A 24,644-nucleotide genomic window follows, 5' to 3' on the forward strand; every position below is an offset into this window, starting at 1 on the left:
TAAATATTGAGGAATTACTGTCTATTTTTAATTAAAAGCCATCCGGAGTACGAAACTGGTAATTGGGTGTCTGGTTCTATCCATTTTATTACATACCAATATGTTCCCGTTGCAAGAGGCCTTCCATTGGAGGTTCCGTCCCACTTATAATTTTTGTCAGTGGACTTATAAACCGAAGCACCATATCGGTCAGCGACTTCTATGCTTACATTCTGTTTGATTCTCAGTTCAGAATAGTTCAAAACATCATTGATACCATCACCGTTCGGAGTAATCGTATTGATAAGATTAAGCACCAGGAACTCCTTTGTTACATGAGAACATCCGTCTGAGCCCAATACATATACAGTATGCAGCCCTCTTGATAATCCGACAAAAACATTAGATGCTTGATAATCAATTCCATTCAATGAATATTTGTAAGGAGCTGTTCCTCCGGTTACATATACTGTAGCGTTAGTTCCTACAACATCTATTTTTGAAATAGTAGGAGCCTGAGATGTTGTTACGGTTACATTTTGACGGTATATACATCCGTTAAATCCAAGATCTACATAATAGCTTCCAGGTCCGGCTGATATGGTTTGGCTGGTAGCGCCATTGCTCCATAAATATGATGAGAACCCAGGGCCTGCGTCCAAAATGATTTTGTCATTAGAACAAACTACCTGATCACGAAGAGTTCCTGATTTCTTAGGAGATTTTAAAGTAAGCGTTAAAACAGCTGTAGTAGGACATGCTGTATTAGATTGAAACCTTACATAGAAAACACTCACTGAAGTAAGCGTTTGTGAAGCTGAAACAGCATTTATTCCTGCCTGTGCATTGGCCAATGAAGTATAAAAAGATAGAATAACACCTGGATCTGTAGTGAATAACCCTTTATAGTTATTAAGGTTTACCGCTTCCGAACCATTAAGGTCATTATCACAAATATCTGCTTTCGCTGTACCTGTGATCAAAGGAATTTTAGAACCAATGGTGAAATTAATTTGTCCCAAAGCAGCAGCACAGTCCCCTACAACGCCTGTCACTCTTACATATACTGTTGTATTCGCACTGAAAGTCCAGTTAGCTGGAAGCGTGTTGTTATTTCCTGCATTGGCATCTGCCTGGCTTAGGTAATATCTTACAATGAAATTGGCAGAGTTGGTTACGATCTGCGGAGTTACATTGGCAAAATTAACACTTACAATTCCATCAAAATCTTCATCACAAATATTAGCATTGTAGTTACCTGTATTGATGTTGGGAGTAGGATAAGCTGTTAAGGTTATGGTTGCAGGTTGAGAACATCCATAGGCTGTTACAGCGGCATACACCGTTCCGGAAGGTCCTGTGTAAGCTGTAGGGTTGGTGATCTGTCCTGTTAAGTTGGCATTGGTATAATACGTAACAGTAGTACCCGGAGTAGATGTTACAATCGCTGTAGTAAGGTTGAACGTTCCGTTACCGTTAGCTGCTGAGCAAGATGTCAGCGCTGCATTGGTGGTTTGAATAATGTGAGTATTCACCACAATGTTAAAATATTCAAAAGCAGCCGGAGTTCCGGTTCCTTGAATATAATAGGTAAATGTATCTGTAGTATCTGTTGTAATACCTGTATTTGGGGTATAGACAATTTGTCCTGTAGTAGGGTTTATAGTAACAGTTCCATTGGTAGGAGATACAATAATATTGGTGCTCGTAGGATCTACGGGTTGTGTAGAACTCGTAAATACGGGATTAATTACTTTTGTACCACACGATCCGATATCATAAGTTGTAGTGGTAATAGGAGGACATGCTGTGTAATCATATTCTGCTGTAAGTCTGGATTCACAGCTGTTTTTCGTAATGAAACACGTATAGATTCCTGTACCATATAAGTCCGGGTTGATGGTAGGAGTAGTTGCTCCAGGGATGATGTTTCCGTTAAGGTACCATTGGTAAGCATCATGGCTGGGATCAACTTCCAGAAGAACGCCATTATAACAGTCTCCGGTTTTAGTAATAACAGGAATCGAAGAGAATCCTGCAAAATATCCTCCATATCCTACAGCTCCGTTTCCGGCTGCAATTCCTGCGGTTACGGGCTTTGTAGAAGTTACGGTAATATTTCCTGTAACATTGGTTTTAGAATAAGTAACCCAGTTCGGATTTCCATTCACAGGGACAAAACCTGTGACAGTGGCTCCATTTACTGTTACAGTTGCGCCTACCTGAGTAATGATATTAAGTTTAGTATCATAAGCTGTATTACCTATCTTATTAATAAATCCGATTTCATCGATAGCTTTAGGTAAAAAGCAGCTTAATGGCGGAATGAAATTCATTCCCCCTGTTTGATATACTGTACTTCCTGAAGCTCCTGCAAGAAGCTGATATACATATACATTCTTGTTTGAGGAAATACTCATATTATAATTTCCACCGCCCTGGTTGATGTAGTTGTTCCCTTCAATCAGACGGTAATCTCCAGCATTAAGAGGAGTTCCACCCAGAGGAGTTCCATTAACGGTAAGGGTAGTTCCGTTTTCTGTAGCAATAATCATTGCTTTTTCCATTCCTACAGAGTTGGGTCCATTTCCTTTTACCATAATAAAATCTTTTCCCAGCCTTTCTATCGGAACAGACTGATCCATCAGTACATCCACATTGCTGTCATTCTGATTGGTATAAAGGCCATTGAAGTTTCCGTTGGTTACAGATACCGGTTTGTTGGCAACAAGTTTTGCTCCTAGCAGACCTCTTCTGTTGGCAGTCCCTCCCATATTACTATTTACATCAAGGATATAAGATTTTCCTTTGTTGATGGTAAATGTTCTTGATGCCATTACACTTCCGTCGGCGAAAACAATGCTGGGATTATATCCTGAAACCGTTACCGTAGTATTATCTTCTGTAGCCGTTACGCCAACGGTAGAGTTTACGTGGTTTTTAGGAGAAGTCGTAGGAGCGGTTCCGATAAAGAAAGTTTTTCCAACTCCTGCCATTCCTTTGGAAGTAATGATTTCGGCCTGCTGTGGTACTGAGAATCTGAAGTTGGCAAAGAATTTTTTAGATCCTTTTACATGCAGTCCCATCGTATTATTGGGATTGAATAGATGGGTGGGCGTAGAACCAACCATAAAATTGCTTGGGATATCAAGCTGAACAGGATTTCCTTTACTTACCTGTACCGTGCTGAATACAACATTATTATTAGAAACCTGAACAGAAAACGGAGTCGTTTCGTTGGTAGATAAATATAAATAACATTGCGGAGTTCCCTGAAGAGAACTTGCAGACATTGGAGCAATCCAGTGCTCAGAATCCAATTGTGCATTTACTAATAAACAAAGAAAAATGCAAAAAGCGAGTAGAAATTTTTTCATGAGTTATTATAAGGGGCCGCAAATTTAAGCATTAATAATCAATTTTTTATATAAAAAAAACTATGAAATCTCGTTTATTGTGTAATTGTTGAATATTTAAAATTCCCGTGATATTGGGTTAATAATCATAACCCTTTTCAATAAAAAAATCCCGGTGAAAGATTCACCGGGATTCAATATCTTTTTGAAAGATTAATTATAAGCTTACTCTAATAAATCCTGTTACTTTTAGGTCTGCGTTTACAGATTTTACATAGTCAGCAACTGAGATACTAGAATCTTTAATGAAATCCTGGTGTACCAAAGTGTTGTCTTTGTAGAATCTCTGCATTTTACCTTTAAGGATATTATCAATAATGTTTGCAGGCTTACCTTCTTCAGTAAGTTTGTGTCTTTCGATCTCTAATTCTTTGTCGATCGTTTCCTGAGAAACTTTAGTTTCGTCAAGAGCGATTGGGTTCATCGCAGCAGCTTGCATAGAAACAGCTTTAGCAACTTCGTCAGCTCCGTCTACTTTAGCAGAAAGAGAAGTGATTGCAGCAATTTTGTTTCCAGCGTGGATGTAAGCTCCTAAGAATGGACCTTCAATTCTTTCGAATGTACCGATTTCGATTTTTTCACCGATAACACCTGTCTGCTCGATTAATTTGTCAGCAACAGTCATTCCGTGGAAATCTGTAGCCAATAATTCTTCTTTAGTAGCAGCGAAGATTGCCATTTCAGCTAATTCGTAAGCAAGCTCAACGAAAGCCTCGTTTTTACCAACGAAGTCAGTCTCACAATTTAAAGAGATAATAGCACCTAAAGTGTTATCTTCATTTACTCTTGCAATTACAGCTCCTTCAGTAGATTCTCTGTCAGCTCTGTTAGCAGCAACTTTCTGTCCTTTTTTTCTAAGGATATCTACCGCTTTTTCGAAGTCTCCTTCAGCTTCAACTAGAGCTTTTTTGCAGTCCATCATACCTGCACCTGTTTGGTTTCTTAATTTAGCTACGTCTGCAGCAACTGGTGTATAAGACATAATATCTATTATTTTTTATTTAAGATTAGTATTAATTTTTAGCTTAATTTTAAAGCAGTGCAAAGATAATGATTTTAATGATAAACTAAAAAATGACTTTTCACGTTATTAATATAATTAATACTATTTTAAAGGTTTGATTAATGAAAAAAATCTTCTTCCTTCTATTTATATGCATTTTCTCTCTTGGTTTTTCCCAAAAAAAGAAAAAAACAAAATCCAAAGCTGTTGTTGAAAAAGAAACAGTGATCATTTATACGGAGCAGGATGCAGAATCATCAAAAGAAGCCAGAGTGATTGCCGGTTTCCTGAAACAAAACCCAGGACACGCCAAAACAGATTATTTTAAAAGAAAGCTGATTGATATGATCATGGCCAACAATTCTCCGGAAGCGAAGCCTACGATCAAACCAATCAGTAAAGAAAAAATTGAAAATATTGTTAAAAATAATGAACTGAACAGCGGTAAAACAATTGCGGTAAATAAATCTGCAACGAATGGTAAAGCTGCTGTTAACAGTAACACCGCAGCAGCTATTGAAGCTCTAAAAGAAGAAAGAAGAACAAGTTTTGCTTCAGTAGGATCCGCAAAAACTGCCGGGGTGAGTAAGTCCGAACCTAGTGAAGAAGCGAAAAGAACAGCCGCCATGCTGACTCATATGTTTAATAATGATGTTAATAAGAATGAAGCTTATATTAATATCAAAAACCGCTCTTCCTGTAATTTGGTAGTTAAAATCAGCGGAAAAAAATATTATAATCTAAGTGTACCCGCAAAAGGACAAAATTTTATCCTTATAGATAAAGGAGAATATGTAATGACAACCATGGTATGTGATGCAAAATATTCTTCAGTAAAAAAAATTGATCAGGATATTGAGATTGCTCTCAATGTTGCCGATTAAGCAAGAAGAAAACTAAAGATAAAACGGTTAAGAAGAAATTCTTAACCGTTTTTTATTGAATAATGGTAAATATTTTTTCACTAGATTTTGTAAATTATAAGTTTTAGTTTTTGTGTTTAATAGATTGTTGTTAAATACATTTATTATTCTGTTTCTTTTATAGAAATGTTGAAAAAACACGACAAAATTTGTTGAGTTTTTTTAACATTATTTTCCAATTTCACTTCATATGTTTGCTGAACAATAACAAACAAAATTTTTACACATTATGAAAAAAACACTTATTCTAGCAATGGTATTTTTAGGAATATCAAGCGTATTTGCATTTCCCTTCAGAAGTTCTTGTGGTATCGTTTTCCAAATTAATAAAAATTACGCAGCAAATGTAACTACTGAAGCCTTAACGAGTACTTTAATGGGGCTTAATATGAGTGCATGCGGAGTACGTCCGGCACATATCGTTTATTATATTTCTTAACCTATTGAGAGTTTATAAAAATTAATTTAATCTTGGCTATCTTGGTAGTATATCAGGATAGCATTTCTTATGTTATGGAAAAAAAAATAGTATTATTGATTCTCACGTTTTTAATTATCGTAATAAAATCCCAAAAAAGTTTTTCTTCGGAATATGTTGCAGGATATACACTAGACTATAAGGATTCTAATTTACCTAATGCAAAGAGTGAACTGGCAACCTTTATTTTACTGATGAATGATAAGGAATCTTACTTCAAAAGTATGAACGTCTACGTAAAGGATTCTTTGATGTATTATAAGAAAATAAAAGAAACAGGAGATCCTTTAACTGATTTTAAATCCTTTTCTAAATTTTCATCTGAATATCCCGAGAATATAGGAATTACAGCTGGGAAAATATATGTAACAACTCCTATTTCAGGAGCATATGTTAACTATGAAGAGGTAAACAATATAGAATGGAAATTGATTAACGAATTTAAAAAAATTGGAAACGTTAATTGCCAGAAAGCAATTACTAACAAATACGGAAGAAACTGGATAGCCTACTTCAATCCTAATATTCCGCTAAATTATGGCCCTTATAAGTTTAATAAATTACCGGGTCTTATTGTTGAGCTGTATGATGATAAAGACAATTTTCATTACAAATTATATAAATTAAAAAAACGAAAAGTGGTTTGTCCATTTGCTAATTCATACAAAAATGTAAAATCTGCCAAGAAGGAAAAAGCCTACCAATGGCGCAAAGATTCTTTTTTGCAGGTTGATTATTCAGAAGTATTGGATAATGCGGATCCTGAAACTATTAGACAGTTAAATAGAAATTCAAGAAAATTATATGATCAATATAATCCTATTGAACTAAGCTTGGAATAATAAAGGAAGCCTTGCAATTTGCAAAGCTTCCTTTATTATTAAGAACCCAATGAATAGAAAATCATTTTTTATGTAAAAGTTTTTCTAATTGTTCGCTAAGTTTGATTGCAGAGGATTCATCTGTAATTATCATATTAATTATGATTTTTCCTTTCTGTACTCCAACTCCTCCGGTTCCTGTTTTATCTTTGTTTTCAATGTTATTGGTAATATGAATTTTTTGATCGTCTTTAAAAAACTCATGAAGTTCAACATCGAAAATTTCTGCTAATTTGGGAATATATTGATAGTCGCCGATTAAGCAAGAAGAAAACTAAAGAAAAAAGGTTAAGAAAAAAATTCTTAACCTTTTATTTTTTTATCCTTTAAACTGACCCATCGCGATAAATTTATCCTGTCTCTGGGTTTCAAGCTCCTGTCCTGTAAATTTGGCAAAAGCTTTGATATTCTGTAGAATAGAATTTTTCAAATTTAAATAAGTTGTCTCCTGATCATAATGAGCTCCTCCAAGGGGTTCCTCAATGATTCCGTCGATGAACTTTTCTCTTAAGGCATCTGCTGGAGTAAGGTTTAACGCATTGGCTGCATCTTCCTTGTGATCCCAGTTTCTCCATAAGATAGAAGAGCAGCTTTCCGGTGCAATTACTGTGTACCATGTGTTTTCCAACATATATACTTTGTTTCCTACACCTATTCCCAATGCTCCACCGCTGGCTCCTTCTCCGATAACGTAAGTGAAGATGGGCGTTTTTAGCTGAACCATTTCAAAAATATTTCTTGCAATAGCTTCGCCCTGTCCTCTTTCTTCAGCTTCCAATCCTGGATAAGCTCCCGGTGTATCTACTAAAGTTACCACAGGAATGTTGAATTTTTCAGCAAGCTTCATCAGTCGTAAAGCTTTTCTGTATCCTTCAGGATTTGGCATTCCAAATCTTCTGTGCTGTCTTTCTTTGGTTGTTCTTCCTTTTTGAGTCCCTATGATCATTACTTTCTGACCGTCAAGGGTAATCAATCCTCCAATCATTGCCGGATCATCAGCGAAATTTCTGTCTCCATGAAGTTCTAAGAAACTGCCTTTATCTGCCATTCCGTGGATGTAGTCCAATGTATAAGGACGATCTGGGTGACGAGACAGTTGTACTCTTTGCCAAGGTGTAAGATTTCCATAGATTTCTTTTTTCTTTTCTAAAATCTTGTCCTCAATCTGGCTGCATGCTAATTTTACATCAACACCACTTTCTTCCCCTACTAAAGAACAGGTCTGGTATTGATCCATCAATTCTTTGATAGGAAGTTCGAAACTTAAATATTCCATTTCTTGAAGTAAATTAAATCTTTCAAATGTATGAAAAATTATGGTAATTCTATTTAAAATTATTTATAGCATTGCTTATTCTGGCGATACTTTCCTCTTTACCAAGGGTTTCCAGGATGTCCGGAACGTCCGGTCCTTTCAATTCGCCTACTAAAGATAAACGGAGTGGCATCATTATTTTACCCATTCCCAGACCTTTATTTGCCGCGAAATCATGCATTGTTTGCTTCAGCGTTTCTGCAACGAAATCTGTAGATTCAAAATTTGAAGCCAATTCCCCTAAAACTACAGATGTTTCTTCATTCCATGCTTTTTTAGATGCTTTTTCATCATAAGAAGTGGGAGCTTCGAAGAAAAATTTTCCGCTTTCATAGATATCTTTTGGGAATGTTGCTCTTTCTTTCATCAGGTGAATCACTTTTAAAAGCTTTTCATCAGAAACTCCAGAAAGGTCAATATCCGTATTTCTAAGGGTCTGAAGAAGCTCTTCATCCGTTTTCATCTGAATATACTGATGGTTGAACCATTCTGATTTTTCTTTACTGAATCTTGCCCCAGCTTTATGTACTTTATGAAGATCGAATTCCTTGATCATATCTTCCAGTGGAAGAATTTCTTTATCGTCTGCAGGTGACCATCCTAATAATGCAACCATATTGATGAAAGCATCAGGAAGATATCCGTTTTCTCTGTACCCTTTAGAAACAACTCCTGTTGCAGGATCTTTGAAATCAAGAGGGAATACTGGGAATCCAAATTTATCTCCATCTCTTTTGCTTAGTTTTCCTTTTCCTTCAGGTTTTAAGATCAAAGAAAGGTGCGCAAACTGTGGTGCTTCCCACTGCATTGCTTCGTATAAGAGAGTGTGTAATCCTAAAGAAGGAAGCCATTCTTCACCACGAATTACGTGAGAAATTTCCATTTCGTGATCATCAATGATGTTGGCGAAGTGGTAGGTTGGCATTCCGTCGTTTTTTACCAGAACTTTATCGTCTAGCGTGTTTGTATTAACAGAGAATTTTCCACGGATGATATCTTCAAGATTCAACACTCTGTCCACCGGCATTTTGAAACGTACTACATACGGTGTATTTTCGTCCAATAGTTTCTGAACTTCTTCTTCAGAAAGAGCAAGGCTGTTTCTCAGACGGTTTCTGGTTTTATTATCATAAGAAAATACATCTCCTTTAGCTTCAAACTCTGCACGCATAGCATCCAGTTCTTCAGGAGTATCGAAAGCCAGATAGGCATAGTCCGTTTTCAGGATCTGCTCTGTGTATCGGTCGTAGATATCTCTTCTTTCAGATTGTCTGTAAGGAGCAAATTTCCCTCCTTTCTTCGGACTTTCATCAGGGATGATTCCGCACCATTCCAAAGCTTCTTCAATGTATTCTTCAGCTCCTTCTACATATCTTGCGGTATCTGTATCTTCTATTCTCAATACAAATTCTCCACCTTGATTTTTAGCAAAAAGGTAATCATATAATGCAGTTCTTACGCCTCCCAAATGTAAAGGTCCGGTAGGACTTGGAGCAAAACGTACTCTTACTTTCTCCATTTCAATTTAAATTTTTGCAAATTTACTTAAAATTATCATGTTTTTCATGATGTTTTGCAACGGTGTTATTGGCTTTTTTGATCTTAATCTTTACTTTTGTACGCCTTTATAAGGTATATATTCTCTTGTGAAGAGGAAAAGAAGAGCGGTTTATTTCTAAGAATGAAAGTTTATAAAAGAATGAAAAATGACAGGTAACAGTAAATCTTTGCAGGTAAGATTGAAAAATGATCTTAGAATTTATTATGTATTGGTATTACTGATATTCCTGTTGGTATTTGATTATGCTCAGGGTTGGCACGCATTCCGTTCTTTTATCAAGTTTGATTCCTGGTCGGTGTATGGAGATCTTCGTCTTCTTCTGAAGGGAACAGATCTATATCAAATAGGGAAGGACCCGTTTAAGGAACACTATGAACCTCCTTATAATTATCCTTCATTCTGGCGTTTTTTTTCATATATCAAAGGTTTTGATGGTGCACACTATAAGATTATAGGTTTTTTGCTTATTTTCTGCTGCCAAAGTCTTTTTTTGTGGGGAACAGGAAACTGGAATGTGAAAAAAGCAGCTTACTATATACTATTGCTTCTCTCGCCGGTTTCTCTTTTGATTTTTGAGAGAGGAAACAGTGATCTGATTATATTCTTACTTCTTGTATTTCCGATTGTAGTTTTTCCTAAAAGCAAAATGATTTACATACCGTTCTTTCTGATTGCTTTTATGCTGAAACTTTATCCTGTAGGAGCAGGGTTGGTGATTCTTTATTTATACCCAAAACTGAATTTCAAAAATATGTTGCTTTTTGCTTCCATTGGATGTATAATATTGATCTATTTTGGAGTGAATTATGAAGAAATTGCGATCATTCGGGAGAGAACTCCAACATCTTTTGCAGAATTGAGTTTTGGATTTTCTGTCCTTTTGAAAAACATCATGTCTCACAATCCAAAAATGTATACAATGGAAGGCGTATATTGGGCAGGATATTCTATTGTTTTTATTTCCATTATTTTTCTTTTACTTAGTATATTCAAAAAGAAATGGGAACAGACAGACCTTACTCAGATTAGAAAACAGGAAATTTCACTTTTTCTAATAGGTTCCGGAATTTTCTTGTTCAGTTTTTTTATGTCTATCAGTTGGGAGTACAGATTGTTTTTTCTCGTCTTATGCGTACCTGCTATGATAAGTTGGAGCAAAAGCAACCAGTTTGGAGCCCAATATGTAATGCTTATTTTACCTCTTATATTATGGAACCAGACATTAAGAAGAATCGCAGAAAATCTGTTTTCCGGTCAGTCGAATGTTATTTTTATTATTAATCAAGTGCTGATATCTTCTCTTGCGATCATCCTGATTATTTATATCATCCTGATATTCAGAAAAGTTTTGAAGGTGAAAGCCTGATTACAGAATGTTTAAGCTTACTAGTGTCGTTTTTATACGTTTTATACATTCCCCTATAATCGCGGAAATGTTAAATCAATTTCTATCTATTTGAAAATATACTATTGGTGAAGCCAGAAATCCTGGTTTCACTTTTTTATTTCTATTATATAATGTATTTATTAATAGTGTTTTAATTGTTTATTAAATTCACTAAATGATGATATATGTCATAGGTTTGCTTGTTTTTTCACTCGTTGATGAATATTATATTTGTCAAAACTTTTAAATAATCCAATGAAAAAACAAATTTTATTTTGCTTCAGTAGTTTGCTGATGCTTTTCATGAGTTCATGTTCTTCGGAAGACTTGACCACTGAAGTCACCCCAGAAAGCCCTACAAAGGCGAGTCGTCAGTCCGCTGCGAAATTTGCCGGAGACGGAATTTACGATGTCTTAGGGCATGGTTATAATGTTGCTGGTGAATATGCCAATGCAACAGCTGCCGGTTTTAAGGTGATTGATATCGATAGGTTTAAAACAGAGCAGGCAAACCGATTAATCAGTGAAAATACATTCTCTCAGGAATATGTTGAAGAGTATGGTGAAAATGCGGAATCGTATTCTAAAATGGTTTCTACCAAAGTAAATGTTACAGCCGGTATTCCTTTGTTCAAAAAAACGCTTTCTGTAGGATTCAATTCTGCTGTAACGACAAACAATAAGTTTGATGCGAAATACATCTACGGAAGTTATAACCTGACGATCAAACAAAAAAGATTAAGATTCAATGCAACGTCAGATATGCTGGGAGATTACCTGACACCAGAGTTTGCTCAGGATCTGCAGGCCAAAACACCACAGCAAATTGTACAGGATTACGGAACTCACGTAATGCTTGATATTTATACAGGAGCAAAACTGGATGTTTTATTCCAGGCGGAAACAAGAAGCCAAAGCCGCGACCGCGCTGCAAGAATTGGTGTTAAAGTGGGAATGAAAGATATTTTTGATGTAGACGTCACCAACGATGTGAATACTTCCGAATCATCAATGAACTATTCTAAAAAACTAGCTTATAAAACGAGAGGAGGAGATCCTTCAAAAGGACTGGTAGGAGATCTGAATCTTGACCAGACCAATCCTAAAATTAATATTTCCAACTGGCAGAACAGCTCTAACGCGACGAATTCAGTTTTGGTAGATTTCGGGAACAACGGATTGGTTATCATTTATGACTTAGTAAAAGATGCCGCTAAAAAAGCTCAGCTTAAAGCTTATGTAGATCAGTATCTGATCGATAATAAAGTTTATCTGGAATTCAATACCATTCCAATCTACAGATATTACAACGGAGTAGATCATTACTATACAAAAACTCCGGGAAGCTATAGTGGATATTCTTTTGAAGGAACAGAGTTCAATGCATTCCTGTATAAAGCTCCCAATACTATTCCTATCTACAGATATTGGAACGGCAGAGATCATTATTATACAAAAACGCCAGGATATTATCAGGGATATGTAGATGAGGGAATTGAGTTCAATGCTTTTGCCACTCAACAGCCCAATACAGTTCCTATTTACAGATATTGGAATGGTAAAGATCATTATTATTCAAGATCCAGCGTAAGACCATCCGGTTACGCTTCTGAAGGAATTGAATTCTATGCTTATTAACTAATATTGATATTTTACAAAAGAAAGCCGCCTCAAAACTGAGGCGGCTTTTTATGGATAAGTAATTAAAATTATACTCTGATAGAGCATATCACTTCTTATTTTTTATTTTTTTCAGGAAAGCATTTACTTTTTTCCTCATCTTATTATAAATGGTTCTCTCTAGATACTGTATTCTGCTGTTGAGTTTCTCAATCTCACTCAGGTAGAAAATATCATTCACATCGCTTGCAGGCTGATTGTCCGTCTTACTTAGGTTTTGAATAAAGCCCAGCCTGGCTTTAAACAGCTCTCCGATATACTGTATTGAAAAGTTGTTCTCAATCTGGAGTCTTGCACTTTCTCTTATGTCATTCAGAGATTCAAAATTCGTTTTTATATATTGAAGTTTGTCAATTGCATCCTGAAGTCTTGGTTTCGCTAAAGTAAGTCCTTCTTCAATAAGTCCTTTGGTATTGGAGGTTTTTATGAAATCATACTGGATCAGGAAACTGTTGTTTACATTCATAAAATCCAGATTTCCGGAATAGCCGGTTCCTACAACAATTTTTCCATAGGCCATTGCCTCTGCCATTGTCAGCCCGAAACCTTCTGAACCGTGAAGGGAAATTAGAACATCAGACTGTTGAATTAGAGAATGCAGCTTCTCTTTCGAAAAATGATCATTGATGATCATTACATTCGGGATATCTTTATATTTTTCCAGCGCCTTTTGTGCATCCTTACTTTTTTCCAGATTATGCGTTTTTACTAGTAATACGCTGTTTTTATCTTCTTTAAAAACACTTCTGAAAGCTTCTATAGTTGCTTCAGGGTTCTTTCTGATCGTTGTACTTAGAGAATCAAAAATGGTAAGATAGATTCTTGCGTTTTCTGCAATACCGTAATGTTCTCTGGTAAAATCTTTTGAATCGGTCAGCTTTTGAATCGGGTGAGAAAATCTCATCACCGGAATTCCTGTATACTGAGTAAAAATATTAACGCAAAAATCGCTTGGAACCCATAATTCGTCGAAAATACCTAGAATTTGAACCACTTTGTCTGAAACTTCTGGAAACTCCCAGGCCCAGTAAATAATATTGTAAAAATTCTTTAGCTGTAGATCCTGATTTTTGGAAAAAAAATCACTAATGAAGTTGATATTGATATGGAAAATATTGATTGACGTTTCATTTTCCGATGGAGTATTGGTTTCAATTCTCTCAAAAGTTTCACTGGAATAATTAATCCGGTTTACTTTGATTCCAACAGCTTCCAGGGCTAAAGCATTCAGCCTGGTAGCTTCGGAAATTCCAAAGTTTCCGTTAAAAAAACCGTGATAATTTACGCTCAACTGCATACCTTGTAAAATTTTAATTTTCTTTTGTCATTTGTGACGGTTTTCAAAGTGAGATATGATGAGAACCTTATCTTTTAACCAAGACGTTTTTTAATCTTGTATTTTATTTTCTGTATAAAATTTCTTTTAATTCTATGTTCTTCATTCTCATGGAAGTAATTCGCTCGCCATGGTTTATCTGATTTGGTAACGAGCTCAAATAAAATTCTGTTTCTTTCTGCCAGTTTTATTCTTTTTTGATACGTTTCATCATCCAGTAAATTTTTATCGGTAGTGTAGGAAATTTTCTGGTAATGGTTCTGATGAAGTACTATAGGATTGTCGATGATTTCCACTTTCAGACCTTTCAGATGAACCCTGTGCAGAAATTCGTTATCATCAAAGGCAATTCCTCGGGCAAATCTTTCATCAAAGCCTCCTAAATCATATAAATTTTTCCTGGTAAGGGCAGCGCAAAAATGATACCCTTTGGGATTGGTAACAGAATGATTATACCAACAGTCTAGCCCATCTCCGATATAGCCTACATTATTATCAGCCATCAGTTTTTGAAGCTGTACAGGGTTTTCTAATAAGGTATTCAGATTATCCGTACTTTCTATCCCAAGAGAGAAGCAGGAGAAGCTTATATAATTGGTATCTGTAATGTGGTCCTGGGTATATTGTAATACTTCACCATAGTGAAGACATTCAGGATTCTGCAGTATAACGATATCACCTTTAGCTTCCCTGAAACCGATATTGAAAGGAATACATGAATTGAAGTACCATTTATCTTTTTTTTCCAGTCTGATGACCTTTAAAAAAGGATACTTTTCAGTCAGATCTTCCAGTCTTTCATCCTCATCACTTCCATCATCTACAGCAATGACCTCCAGATTCTGTAATGGAAACTCAGATTGTTTAATGATACTTGAAAGTGTATTTTCAAATAACTTTTTTCGGTTGTAATAGGCTGTAACGATTGATATCTTCATTAGAATAGTAGGAATTTTCTTTTTCTTATTTGCCAGTTACTTTGAAAGATAACCCCCAAATAATTTTTTTTCAGTTTTGCAATATTATAAAATTTTTTCTCAAGATTATATTGCTTTTCGAAATGATATACTTTAAAGAAGCCTTCAATAGGATAAATGTCTATTAATCTTGATCTTAGAAGATATTCTCCATATATCACACACTCTGAAGGTGTTGTTATCTTATCAATCTCGCTAAAGAAGCTTTCAAATGTTTTACCCTGTTCTTTCAAATATACTTCAATGAAATGTTCCCATACCTTACAGCTCCAAAGGTAAGGAGAAGGGCCATAGTCCCATTCTTTTCCTTTATTGCCAAAAAATGGACGGGTTGCTCTTAGCGCCTCCTTGAAAAACATGGTGTCGGAATCCATTCCGATGTTTTCCATAGTCTCCAAAAATGCTTTGGATTCGTGCATGATAGTATAAGGCGTGTGATCGTCATACAGGAAATCTGAATAGTAAAAGTCCCGGATAAACTCAGAATCTGAGTCTAGGCAAAGGTAATTTTCACAAATTCCCAGACGGTATGCATGTACTTTGATGATCTGCTGATATCTCCAGCCATCCTTCTGGTCCGAAGCATAAACATCAGAATCTTTAATTACTTTATAACCGGAAATTCTTTCTTTAAAAAACTCAAAATCAGAATCGTTCACCGAAATAATAACAGGAATATTTTCCTTGTTATGAAGGTCTATAGATTGTAAAAGCTTTTGCGTTCTTTCAAAATCCGGTTTGTAGGTTTTTATAAATAAAATTAAAGGAGTTTTCTCCATGATGTATTAGTTTAAAATTGATTCCCAAAGTTCCACCGATTTCTCTTCCGTGAAATTATTTTTGAAGAACTGTATGGCTTCCTGTTTTTGCTTTTCATATAAAGCTGGATCATTGATAAGCTGCATTGCAATTTCTGCAAAGGTTTTCGGATCGTCGCTTACCAAACAACCATTTCCTGTCTTTTGAAAAAATCCGTCAATTGCTTTTTCACTTCCTACCACTGGAATACCAAAAGAAAGTGCTTCTACCACCTTAATTTTGATGCCGGTACCTCCAAGCATCGGGCAGATTGCTATTTTACTCTTGTGATAATATTCTTTAAGACTGTCTGCAAAAACGATTTTTTCAATATTCTCACGATCAGGAATCCAGTTGCAGATTCTTCCGATAACACATATTTTAACTTCTTTAGGTAAGAAAGGCATCACCTGATCTATGAACCAATTGAATGACTCTACATTGAAAGGATTATCTGAACCCACGAAAATAAGGTCATATATTTTCTCCGTAGTGTCCGTTTCATAATTGGCAGGAAAGCTTGGCGGAATATTAACCACCTTATCTCCTAAAAAGCTTTTGAAAATAAAGTTCTCTTCATTGGATATGGTAATTACTTTATCGTAAAATGAAAGATTTTGAAGCTCCTCATTAAACTTTTCTCCAATGTTCAGCGTTTTGTTTTTGTAGTATTCATTCAGCGTGATCCAGTCGTGTGTATCTACTATTGTTACAACATTGGTTACATCAAGTTTTACAATAAGATCTGTCCAGAATTCATAATTGATAAGAATGTAATCATACTTTTTTCTGTTATAAAATTCAGTAAAAGTATCCATGAAATATCGGGTATAAAAGTATCCGTTATTGGTTGTTTTCTGTTTGGTGAACAGTTTTATGATCTTATATTTCCAGTACGTATAGCTTTTTTTGTCTCTTATCGGTCTTCTTTTTAAGACCAGATGATCATCAATTATATTTTTATCTATAAACTCACCTGTATCTCCAAATCCTCTGTAGAACTCGTCAACTCCTACCAAATCAATATTCAAACCTAAAGATTTTAAATGTTTAAGATTGGTGTATGCTCTGGCTACATTCCCGGCCTTTTTTGAAAAAGGGTTTTCAGGAAAGAAAAATAATATTCTTTTATCGGAGTGATTCATTATGGTAGATTATTCGAAAAGTTGTACTAAGTTATATTTTTAATTAATTTTTCTGCAATAAATGGTTTCAATTTCTTCAAATATTATATTGAAATCATCAATGCAATGGTTTCCCATACCAAAACATGCAGCCGGATAATTCCGGTGACTGCAAAATTAGCGTTAAAAAACAGGTTAATTTATATTTGACGGTATGAATTTACAGCGTTTTAAGCTTTTCTTTCACTTCTTCGGGAGAAAAAGCCCTCAGACTGTCGATAGAATTCTGGCTCAGCGTATTCCAAAGTGCTTCATTATTATTCAGGGTAATAATGGCTTCTGCAAAACTTTGTTCATCATTGGCGATCAAAACATTCTTTTTATCTGTAAGTTTCATGCCTTCAGCACCAATATCGGTGGTAACTACCGGGAAAAAGTACTCGAAAGCCTGTCCGATTTTTCCTTTCACTCCCGCTCCAAATCTTAGAGGGGCTACCATAATTTTTGAGCTCATAAAATGCTCTTCAATGCTCTCCACAAAACCTAAGAACTTAAACTTAGGAAACTGTTTGATATCTAGTTTTTCGGCTACATTTCCGATGATGCTTACTTCCAGGTCAGGATTGGTTTTCCAGACGATAGGCATTATTTTTTCGTATAAAAACTTAACGGCATCAATATTCGGTTCGTGAATAGATCCAATGAAAGTAATTCCTTTGCTTTCGCTGAAATTTTTTCTCTCAGAAATATCAATTTTAGGATAATGAATATTGGAAATGGTGATTATTTTCTTCTTGTCGGCATACTGGCCCATAATTTCTTTTTCCTTGTCGGAAATGGCAATAATATAGTCCAGCTTTGGAGCGACAACCGTTTCCAGATGGAAGAAATGTTTATAATTCTTTTTTAGAGAAATACGGGTCGGCTCTATTTCAATCGCTCTTTTAAATCGTAAAAAATGGATATCCACCATATCATAAATGAATCGGGCAGAAGGTAAAACGGCTTTCATCTTTTTGTAGAAAAGGTTAAGAGCAAGTGGCCCGTTGAACCAAACGTAATCTATCGTTTTAAAAGATGAAAGAAAATTGTAGATGTTTTTGTACGTGTTGTTTTCTACAAATACAATAACGTTATGCTGTTGGTAAAACTGTACATACGTATTGTTCTCAAAAATATGAGGAGCAAAAAGAATACAGTTGTAACCCAGTTCTTTGTAAATTAAAATAAGCTCTTTCAGTCTGTTGGCACCAGACTCTTTATCATGGGCAGGAAAATCTCTTGAAGCAAATAGAATTGTCTTTTTTGAAGCGTCATACAGGTGAATGTTGACGAGATCCTGAGTTTGGAGATGTTTGAGTTTTTCTTTTCTTTCGAAGTGTTTTTTTATTTTTTTTAAGATTCCCATTTGCTAGTTTTTAGTATCAAGTTCAAAAACTTTGTTCACCCAACTATCCAAAGTATATCTGTAGTAGATTTCTTCAGGAATTTTTTCGTAAGGTTTATCAAAAAAAGATGTGTCAAGATTACTAATATTTTTGTTTAAAATCAAAATATTATTAGGATTGTAAAAATCATACGTTTTAATGGCTTCATTATCAGTAATGATTTTCTTCTCCAGAGACATGGCTTCAAAAACTCTGAAACTGAGACCATATTGGCCTTCACGCATCAGATCAAGCAACACTTTGGAGTTCTTATAATATTTAGGAAGATCGTTATGAGGGATTTTTTTGATGCTGAAAACAAGAAACAGATTTTTAGGGACCGTCATAAAAATATTGGTCAGCTGATGCTTCCATGATTTTTTTCCAATGATCATGATCTGGAATTTCAACCCCTGTTCAATCAGTTTTTTTGCCAGTAGCTTGATGAGGGAAACTCTTCTGTTATCATACGAAGTAATATAGAAAAGATCCATTTCAGGATGCTGGGTTTCTTTTGTACAAAGCGGAAGATAGATGTAGTTGGTAAGTTTTTCAAAACCATGCTTTTTGACATCAATATGATCAAAGGAGAATACTTTATCAAAAAGATAAAGCTTATCTTCTACAGGAACTCTTTCCAGGTTGTCGTAAAGATACGTGATGAGTCTGTCGGTATATTTTCTGATTTTTTTAAGGGTAGAAAGATCGAATGTGTCAGGATTCATCACCAAAATCTGATCCTGATGCCCCAGTTTTTCAAGGGAATCGAGAACATATTTTTGTCTTTTTTCAGTCTTAAGATTTTTGCTTAAAAAAGTTTTGCTTAAAGCGTTTACTGCTCTTTCATTAAAGTTGGAATGAGTAACGGTACTGATTTTTATATGATGCGCATCAATACCCCTTTTGCATAATGTCTCAACAATATACTTATCATAATCCCAAAAATCATAACTAATGATACAAATCTTCATTCAACTAATTTTGCTCTTTTTTTAATGATTCATAGGTTTCAAACACGCTTAACGCCTGCAGGTAAGATAGTTGGTATCCTTCCTGTCCGTCTAAAACACCTAGTCTCATTATATAGGCTTTAAAGAATTTAAAAGCAGTTTTAAGATATTGAACCAAAATACTGTACTTTTTCCCTTTTGCAGCCAGTTCTTTCCCCTTTAAAACCCCGTAATGAATCATCTTTTTTCTGTACGATTCATAATCTGAAACGGAGTAATGAAGTAATTTATTTTTTAAAATCCCGATCTTTCCGCTTACCTCCAGAGTTTCATGTACTTTTTTACCGTCTATATACCTGGCTTTCGATTTTCTGAAAAGCCTGAAGTTTTTATCAGACTGTGTTCCAGAAAAATGGATAGGCTTCTGGGCAAAGAAGAACTTCCTGTAAAAATAATAGGCGTCTTTTTGCTCGGGTTTATTCAGCTCCTCTATAATTTCCTGTCTCAATGCCGGAGGAATTCTCTCATCTCCATCCAAAAATAGTACCCAGTCATTTTTTGCAGCATCCAGAGCCAAATTTCTTTGCTTCGTAAAGTCTTCAAATTTATTTTGAATCACCTTTACATGGGGGAATTTCTTTGCAATTTCTACAGTTTTATCTGTGCTGAATGAGTCGATCACTATGATTTCATCACAAAAATCAAAACATTCTAAGACTTCCTGTATATTTTTTTCTTCATTATATGTTATGATCAAACCACTTATATTCATCACAACCCTTTGTTTGATATGGAAATACACTCATATTCCCTTAATTTAGTTTTCAAAATAGTTTTAGTTTGCCAAAGATAAGTTTTAATTTGAACTTTATAAACGAATCCTTGCCTTTTATATCGACTCTGCATAGTTCGTACTGATGCCGTGTTGGGAAATAATTTATTTTGTTCCCAATTCTTACTGCAAAATCGATTCCTATTTTATTTAATATAGAAAAAAATCTAGACTTTTCCGAATTTTTATCAGGATATTTTCCATAGGGGTAGGCTAAAACTTTTGAATACGGGATGTTTTGTGCTTCAAGAATAGCCATATTTTGTTTAAGATCCTGTTCTATAAATTCAGGTGAAACATTTTTTAAATTTTCGTGTGCATGGCTGTGAAGCGCAATTTCAAAATAATTGGGATCCAAACTCCGGATTTCTTCGAAGTTCATCATAGAATAATTTTTATATCCTTTTTCGATAAATGATGTTGGAATAAAGATGGTAGCCTTCAGATTATATTTTTTTAGCAGAGAAGGTAAATACTCAAGATTATTTTTATATCCGTCATCAAAGGTGATGATAATATTTTTTTGGGTTACAATGTTGAGTTCTGAAAAAAACTTTGAAGAATATTTTTGTTTGCTTATATAGCCGAACTGCTTTTCAATATTTTTTAAACTTACGGTAAGATCTTCATGGCTTTCTTTTTCAATCTGATGATACATCAGAATAATGAGTCTGTTTTTTGGGAATGCCAATAGATACAGACGAAAATAGAGGATGACAAAAGTCATCATTAGAATAGGGATCAAATAAAAAAACATACTACTTTGCTGTATTGTGTTGAAGTTCTTGCAGGCGTATTTTCTCCCGCAGCTTGATGTATTTCAAAAAGGTATAGTAAGACATTGTTTTGGCTACATAAAACCCTGGAAAGCCATCCAGAAAACCTAGTTTGAAGAAGAAAACTTTGGTGAATTCAAACATTGGACTTACAATGATTTTGAATCTGTTGATCTTTTTCCCTTTTTCAAACATTTTTTCAGCCATCATATCAGAATACTTATTGATTTTCGAGACATGATGATGAATACTTTTGTAGGTGTAGTGGTCTATTTTACCTTTCATGAGACCTGCTTTCTGATTGGTAATCAGAGATTCATGAACTTTGTCGTCGGAATATTTAGCGTATTCTTTTTTGAAAAGCCTTTCGCGGCATACATTTCCCCAGCCTCCAAATCTGATGAGATGGATACCGAGGTGGTTGTTGAATTTTGCTTTGTAAATATTGTATTCCGGTTGGTCTGAAGATACTATTTTCTGTATATTTTTTTTCAGATCCTCGTTGGGGACTTCATCGGCATCCAGAAATAGCACCCATTCATGGGAGCATAAAGCAAGGGCATGGTTTTTTTGTTCACCATACCCATTGAATTTTTTCTCAAAGAATCTTACCTGAGGATATTTTTGTGTGCAAATCTCTTTTGTCTTATCTGTTGAAAAGCTATCGAGAATAATGATTTCGTCTGCCGTGTCTGCCACAGCATCTAAAAGTCTTACGATATTCTCTTCTTCATTATAAGTAATGATTGCAAGGGAAAGGGCCATTTTATTTGAACTCAAGAATAGTTTTCTCGATAATCTTCACGCAATCCAGCAATTGCTCCTCAGTAATTACCAATGGAGGTGCCAGTCTGATGATATTACCATGTGTTGGTTTGGCAAGTAATCCGTTTTCTTTTAACTGAAGGCAAAGATTCCATGCAGTAGAACTGTCCGGAGTATCATTGATCAGAATAGCATTTAAAAGTCCTTTTCCTCTTACTTTGGTAATAAGGTCGGTTTTTTCGATAAGCTTTTCTATTTCTGCTCTGAAAAGTTTTCCAAGTTCTTCTGCTCTTTCAGAAAGATTTTCTTCAGCAACAACATCCAAAGCTGCAACAGCTACTGCACAGGCAATAGGATTTCCTCCAAACGTAGAACCATGCTGGCCAGGTTTGATGACATTCATAATGTTATCATTGGCTAAAACTGCCGAAACAGGATACATACCTCCAGAAAGCGCTTTTCCTAAGATTAAGATGTCCGGCTGAACATCTTCGTGGTGACAAGCTATTAATTTTCCTGTTCTTGCAATACCGGTCTGTACTTCATCGGCAATGAAAAGAACATTGTGTTTTTTACACAGCTCAGAAGCACTCTTAAGGAAGTTTTCATCCGGTACATATACTCCGGCTTCTCCCTGAATAGGTTCTACCAGGAATGCCGCAATATTGGCCGCTTCACTGTTCAGAACTTCTTCTAATGCTGTAATATCGTTATAAGGAATTTTGATAAATCCAGGGGTAAAAGGTCCATAGTTCTGGTTAGCATCCGGATCGTTGGAGAACGAAACAATAGTAGTGGTTCTTCCATGAAAATTATTTTCACAAACGATGATCTTCGCCGCATTTTCTGCAATTCCTTTTACTTCGTAGCTCCATTTTCTGGCAAGCTTCACTGCCGTTTCCACCGCTTCAGCTCCGGAATTCATCGGTAAGACTTTATCAAACCCGAAAAGAGTGGTAATTTTCTGTTCGTATTCTCCCAATTTTGAGTTGTAGAACGCTCTTGATGTAAGTGCCAGTTTTTTTGCCTGTTCTACTAAAGCTTCTACAATTTTAGGGTGAGAGTGCCCTTGGTTCACAGCAGAATATGCTGAAAGAAAATCATAATACCTTTTGCCCTCTACATCCCAAACGAAAACACCTTCTCCGCGATCCAGGACTACTGGAAGGGGATGGTAGTTGTGTGCTCCGTGTTTGTCCTCAAGGTCAATAAAATACTGTGAGTTTTTTGTTTGTTCTGCTGTTGACATATGTTTTTGATTTGGAACAAATTTACACAATATTACCGAGATAAAGTCATTGGGAATCATTGATAAAAGAATAAAGCAGTATTTTTGAAATTCGAATTAATAACTGTACAAATGAAAAAACTCTTATTGATTATTTTGACAATATTTTTATCTATGGTGAATGCTCAGGATAAAAAATATCTTCTGTTTCAAAATTGGAATCCAGAATTTCGTGTCTACTCTTTTCAAAAAGAATTAACATATAAAGTTGAAAAATATAAAGCAGGTAAAGAAATTGAGTTGATAGAAACGAAGATAGAAACATACAAAAATCAGGAAGAAGAACATGATTTTTTAAAAGGTCTTTTACCTCTCAGCTCAATTAAGACAGATGACGTCAAAGAGTTTGATAAGTACAGAAATAGATCGTTTAAAGTAATTGATAAAAGAGATAATACAACAGATTCTTACTGTTTCTATGGTTCTTTTTTTTTAACAGATAATGTGCGGAGGGGTAGAAGCTATTCGGATCAGCTTATTCTGCCAGAATTGTGTGAAGGGGTTGCGAATAAGCGTAATGAGGAAAAAGAGAACTCCGAAAAGAAATATTATCTGCAGAAAATTGAAGGTATAACCTTTTTAGTAATAGAGCGCAGGATATTTCTTTTTGATGCTAAAAATCTGTTTAAAACAATCTTCGGAGAGAATGAAGTGGTATTTACGGGAACAAATTTTGCTAATTTCTTCAATTCTAAGGCTTTAGAAATCAGTCAGGTTTCTGTAGGAAACAAAATAATGTATGGAGTGAATGATGATACTAATAGGGTTGTTCTACCTATGGAATTTGAAAAAATTATTATTTCTGGTGATGCCATTTTAGCAAAGGAAAATGGATTGTGGTATTTTTATGATTTCTACGGAAATAAGCTTATGGAAAAAGGGTATAGGAAAATCTTGCCTGCCACATTCAATCCTAAATTTACGAAACATAGACCTACTTATGATGGATTGATTGTTTATTCTGTACTGGAAGGGAATAAAATAAAAACAGTAGAGGATATTTATAAAAAATCTAAAACGTCAAAATTCTATAACAATTTAGGAGAACTTGAATTTTGTGGGACCACAATGGGGATGTCCAGAAGCGAAAAGATTAATTTTGAATTTGATGAAAAAGAATTTACCTTAAATCAGACTATATCTTATACTGGAATTTCATCATATCATCCACCTTTGGGAAGTGATTGGATAAGGAAAGAAAATAAATATTCTTTTCAGAATCCGTTTGAAGGTGTTTCATACATTAATAAAGGTGATAAAGAATTTTTATTTCAAAAATCTTCTGAATCGAAACCTATGGTAGTTGTTTTGAAAAGAAAGAACAAGGAAAATAAGTGGACTCCTTTTTTTGTTACTATTTCTGAAGAAAATAAAGAGCTGCCGTTTTACCTTGTAAATTACTACGATTTAGGAAGGTCTGAGAGCAATCCTAATAGTTCCTATGATGAGATTTTAGATCTTAAAGCAGATTTACCACTTTTAAATCTTAAGGGAGATTATGCCTGTACTTATAATTTCTCTAACAGCAATTTTGTGTCTGATAGCTATTACAAAGTAAGAAATGGTGATAAACTGGGATTGTATTCTCCGAGATCTACTTTCTTGAAAGATGTAAAGATAAAATACACAAAGCTGGATGATCTTACAATGCGTTTTTCTCGTTTTGAAGATGAAACAGGAAAAGCGGGCTGGCTAAGTGAAGATGGTGAAGAATTCTATGATTTATAAAAGAAAACAGGCGGTTCTGA

The 24,644-nt window shown here is 35.0% G+C and carries 20 protein-coding genes; 6 read left to right on the top strand and 14 right to left on the bottom strand.

The window, feature by feature from the left end; translation table 11 throughout:
- Positions 1 to 14: 14 nt before the first annotated feature.
- Complete coding sequence (locus tag ACQ76T_RS19235) at positions 15 to 3,356, bottom strand: gliding motility-associated C-terminal domain-containing protein (RefSeq protein WP_431344873.1); 3,342 nt, start codon at positions 3,354 to 3,356, stop codon at positions 15 to 17.
- Between the two features lie 196 nt (positions 3,357 to 3,552).
- On the bottom strand, positions 3,553 to 4,377 hold the full coding sequence (tsf, locus tag ACQ76T_RS19240) for a translation elongation factor Ts (protein WP_422695580.1): 825 nt from the start codon (positions 4,375 to 4,377) through the stop codon (positions 3,553 to 3,555).
- Positions 4,378 to 4,520: 143 nt separating this feature from the next.
- Between tsf and ACQ76T_RS19245 the strand changes: the two genes are divergently transcribed.
- The 3 genes from ACQ76T_RS19245 (at position 4,521) to ACQ76T_RS19255 (ending at position 6,641) form a co-directional block, all read left to right on the top strand.
- Positions 4,521 to 5,282 (top strand): DUF6759 domain-containing protein, encoded by a 762-nt coding sequence (locus ACQ76T_RS19245; RefSeq protein WP_431344874.1) that lies wholly within the window; start codon positions 4,521 to 4,523, stop codon positions 5,280 to 5,282.
- Between the two features lie 268 nt (positions 5,283 to 5,550).
- A complete protein-coding gene (locus tag ACQ76T_RS19250; RefSeq protein WP_431344875.1) occupies positions 5,551 to 5,760 on the top strand; it encodes a hypothetical protein in 210 nt (69 codons plus the stop codon).
- A gap of 74 nt (positions 5,761 to 5,834) precedes the next feature.
- Positions 5,835 to 6,641, top strand: coding sequence for a GLPGLI family protein (locus tag ACQ76T_RS19255; RefSeq protein ID WP_431344876.1), 807 nt, complete (start codon positions 5,835 to 5,837; stop codon positions 6,639 to 6,641).
- Between the two features lie 358 nt (positions 6,642 to 6,999).
- Here the strand turns inward: ACQ76T_RS19255 and ACQ76T_RS19260 are convergent, their stop codons facing one another.
- Complete coding sequence (locus ACQ76T_RS19260) at positions 7,000 to 7,956, bottom strand: acetyl-CoA carboxylase carboxyltransferase subunit alpha (RefSeq protein WP_431344877.1); 957 nt, start codon at positions 7,954 to 7,956, stop codon at positions 7,000 to 7,002.
- Between the two features lie 49 nt (positions 7,957 to 8,005).
- On the bottom strand, positions 8,006 to 9,514 hold the full coding sequence (gene gltX, locus ACQ76T_RS19265; RefSeq protein WP_431344878.1) for a glutamate--tRNA ligase: 1,509 nt from the start codon (positions 9,512 to 9,514) through the stop codon (positions 8,006 to 8,008).
- A gap of 187 nt (positions 9,515 to 9,701) precedes the next feature.
- Here gltX and ACQ76T_RS19270 point away from each other — a divergent pair, with 187 nt between their 5' ends.
- Positions 9,702 to 10,922 carry a hypothetical protein gene (locus ACQ76T_RS19270; protein WP_431344879.1) on the top strand — a complete coding sequence of 407 codons (1,221 nt, stop codon included), beginning with the start codon at positions 9,702 to 9,704 and terminating at the stop codon, positions 10,920 to 10,922.
- Between the two features lie 276 nt (positions 10,923 to 11,198).
- The gene (locus ACQ76T_RS19275) at positions 11,199 to 12,581 is read left to right on the top strand and encodes an MAC/perforin domain-containing protein (protein ID WP_431344880.1); all 1,383 of its coding nucleotides are present in this window, start codon (positions 11,199 to 11,201) and stop codon (positions 12,579 to 12,581) included.
- Positions 12,582 to 12,672: 91 nt separating this feature from the next.
- Here ACQ76T_RS19275 and ACQ76T_RS19280 read toward each other — a convergent pair whose 3' ends face one another.
- The 10 genes from ACQ76T_RS19280 to rocD form a co-directional block, all read right to left on the bottom strand.
- Positions 12,673 to 13,920 (bottom strand): glycosyltransferase, encoded by a 1,248-nt coding sequence (locus tag ACQ76T_RS19280; protein WP_431344881.1) that lies wholly within the window; start codon positions 13,918 to 13,920, stop codon positions 12,673 to 12,675.
- A gap of 74 nt (positions 13,921 to 13,994) precedes the next feature.
- Positions 13,995 to 14,897: a glycosyltransferase family 2 protein gene (locus ACQ76T_RS19285; protein ID WP_431344882.1), complete on the bottom strand. Its 903-nt coding sequence runs from the start codon at positions 14,895 to 14,897 to the stop codon at positions 13,995 to 13,997.
- Positions 14,897 to 15,715, bottom strand: coding sequence for a DUF6492 family protein (locus ACQ76T_RS19290; protein ID WP_431344883.1), 819 nt, complete (start codon positions 15,713 to 15,715; stop codon positions 14,897 to 14,899). Before ACQ76T_RS19290 ends, ACQ76T_RS19285 begins: the two co-directional genes overlap by 1 nt.
- 6 nt (positions 15,716 to 15,721) lie before the next feature.
- Positions 15,722 to 16,879 (bottom strand): glycosyltransferase, encoded by a 1,158-nt coding sequence (locus tag ACQ76T_RS19295; RefSeq protein WP_431344884.1) that lies wholly within the window; start codon positions 16,877 to 16,879, stop codon positions 15,722 to 15,724.
- 199 nt (positions 16,880 to 17,078) lie between these two features.
- Complete coding sequence (locus ACQ76T_RS19300; RefSeq protein ID WP_431344885.1) at positions 17,079 to 18,266, bottom strand: glycosyltransferase; 1,188 nt, start codon at positions 18,264 to 18,266, stop codon at positions 17,079 to 17,081.
- 3 nt (positions 18,267 to 18,269) lie between these two features.
- The gene (locus ACQ76T_RS19305) at positions 18,270 to 19,256 is read right to left on the bottom strand and encodes a glycosyltransferase family protein (RefSeq protein ID WP_431344886.1); all 987 of its coding nucleotides are present in this window, start codon (positions 19,254 to 19,256) and stop codon (positions 18,270 to 18,272) included.
- A 4-nt stretch (positions 19,257 to 19,260) separates the two neighbouring features.
- Entirely contained in the window at positions 19,261 to 20,007 is a 747-nt protein-coding gene (locus tag ACQ76T_RS19310; RefSeq protein WP_431345099.1) for a glycosyltransferase family 2 protein, read from the bottom strand.
- A 52-nt stretch (positions 20,008 to 20,059) separates the two neighbouring features.
- Positions 20,060 to 20,797, bottom strand: coding sequence for a polysaccharide deacetylase family protein (locus tag ACQ76T_RS19315; protein ID WP_431344887.1), 738 nt, complete (start codon positions 20,795 to 20,797; stop codon positions 20,060 to 20,062).
- 28 nt (positions 20,798 to 20,825) lie between these two features.
- On the bottom strand, positions 20,826 to 21,608 hold the full coding sequence (locus tag ACQ76T_RS19320; protein ID WP_431344888.1) for a glycosyltransferase family 2 protein: 783 nt from the start codon (positions 21,606 to 21,608) through the stop codon (positions 20,826 to 20,828).
- Between the two features lies 1 nt (position 21,609).
- Positions 21,610 to 22,857 (bottom strand): ornithine--oxo-acid transaminase, encoded by a 1,248-nt coding sequence (rocD, locus tag ACQ76T_RS19325; RefSeq protein WP_431344889.1) that lies wholly within the window; start codon positions 22,855 to 22,857, stop codon positions 21,610 to 21,612.
- A gap of 111 nt (positions 22,858 to 22,968) precedes the next feature.
- Between rocD and ACQ76T_RS19330 the strand changes: the two genes are divergently transcribed.
- Positions 22,969 to 24,624 carry a hypothetical protein gene (locus ACQ76T_RS19330; protein WP_431344890.1) on the top strand — a complete coding sequence of 552 codons (1,656 nt, stop codon included), beginning with the start codon at positions 22,969 to 22,971 and terminating at the stop codon, positions 24,622 to 24,624.
- Positions 24,625 to 24,644: the final 20 nt, after the last annotated feature.

This window comes from Chryseobacterium sp. JK1 (assembly GCF_050632815.1).
Classification (GTDB): domain Bacteria; phylum Bacteroidota; class Bacteroidia; order Flavobacteriales; family Weeksellaceae; genus Chryseobacterium.

Bases quoted from the DNA above. Each gene is read 5' to 3' on its own strand.
- ACQ76T_RS19235 (WP_431344873.1), bottom strand. From the start codon at position 3,356: ATGAAAAAATTTCTACTCGCTTTTTGCATTTTTCTTTGTTTATTAGTA.
- tsf (WP_422695580.1), bottom strand. From the start codon at position 4,377: ATGTCTTATACACCAGTTGCTGCAGACGTAGCTAAATTAAGAAACCAA.
- ACQ76T_RS19245 (WP_431344874.1), top strand. From the start codon at position 4,521: ATGAAAAAAATCTTCTTCCTTCTATTTATATGCATTTTCTCTCTTGGT.
- ACQ76T_RS19250 (WP_431344875.1), top strand. From the start codon at position 5,551: ATGAAAAAAACACTTATTCTAGCAATGGTATTTTTAGGAATATCAAGC.
- ACQ76T_RS19255 (WP_431344876.1), top strand. From the start codon at position 5,835: ATGGAAAAAAAAATAGTATTATTGATTCTCACGTTTTTAATTATCGTA.
- ACQ76T_RS19260 (WP_431344877.1), bottom strand. From the start codon at position 7,956: ATGGAATATTTAAGTTTCGAACTTCCTATCAAAGAATTGATGGATCAA.
- gltX (WP_431344878.1), bottom strand. From the start codon at position 9,514: ATGGAGAAAGTAAGAGTACGTTTTGCTCCAAGTCCTACCGGACCTTTA.
- ACQ76T_RS19270 (WP_431344879.1), top strand. From the start codon at position 9,702: ATGACAGGTAACAGTAAATCTTTGCAGGTAAGATTGAAAAATGATCTT.
- ACQ76T_RS19275 (WP_431344880.1), top strand. From the start codon at position 11,199: ATGAAAAAACAAATTTTATTTTGCTTCAGTAGTTTGCTGATGCTTTTC.
- ACQ76T_RS19280 (WP_431344881.1), bottom strand. From the start codon at position 13,920: ATGCAGTTGAGCGTAAATTATCACGGTTTTTTTAACGGAAACTTTGGA.
- ACQ76T_RS19285 (WP_431344882.1), bottom strand. From the start codon at position 14,897: ATGAAGATATCAATCGTTACAGCCTATTACAACCGAAAAAAGTTATTT.
- ACQ76T_RS19290 (WP_431344883.1), bottom strand. From the start codon at position 15,715: ATGGAGAAAACTCCTTTAATTTTATTTATAAAAACCTACAAACCGGAT.
- ACQ76T_RS19295 (WP_431344884.1), bottom strand. From the start codon at position 16,879: ATGAATCACTCCGATAAAAGAATATTATTTTTCTTTCCTGAAAACCCT.
- ACQ76T_RS19300 (WP_431344885.1), bottom strand. From the start codon at position 18,266: ATGGGAATCTTAAAAAAAATAAAAAAACACTTCGAAAGAAAAGAAAAA.
- ACQ76T_RS19305 (WP_431344886.1), bottom strand. From the start codon at position 19,256: ATGAAGATTTGTATCATTAGTTATGATTTTTGGGATTATGATAAGTAT.
- ACQ76T_RS19310 (WP_431345099.1), bottom strand. From the start codon at position 20,007: ATGAATATAAGTGGTTTGATCATAACATATAATGAAGAAAAAAATATA.
- ACQ76T_RS19315 (WP_431344887.1), bottom strand. From the start codon at position 20,797: ATGATGACTTTTGTCATCCTCTATTTTCGTCTGTATCTATTGGCATTC.
- ACQ76T_RS19320 (WP_431344888.1), bottom strand. From the start codon at position 21,608: ATGGCCCTTTCCCTTGCAATCATTACTTATAATGAAGAAGAGAATATC.
- rocD (WP_431344889.1), bottom strand. From the start codon at position 22,857: ATGTCAACAGCAGAACAAACAAAAAACTCACAGTATTTTATTGACCTT.
- ACQ76T_RS19330 (WP_431344890.1), top strand. From the start codon at position 22,969: ATGAAAAAACTCTTATTGATTATTTTGACAATATTTTTATCTATGGTG.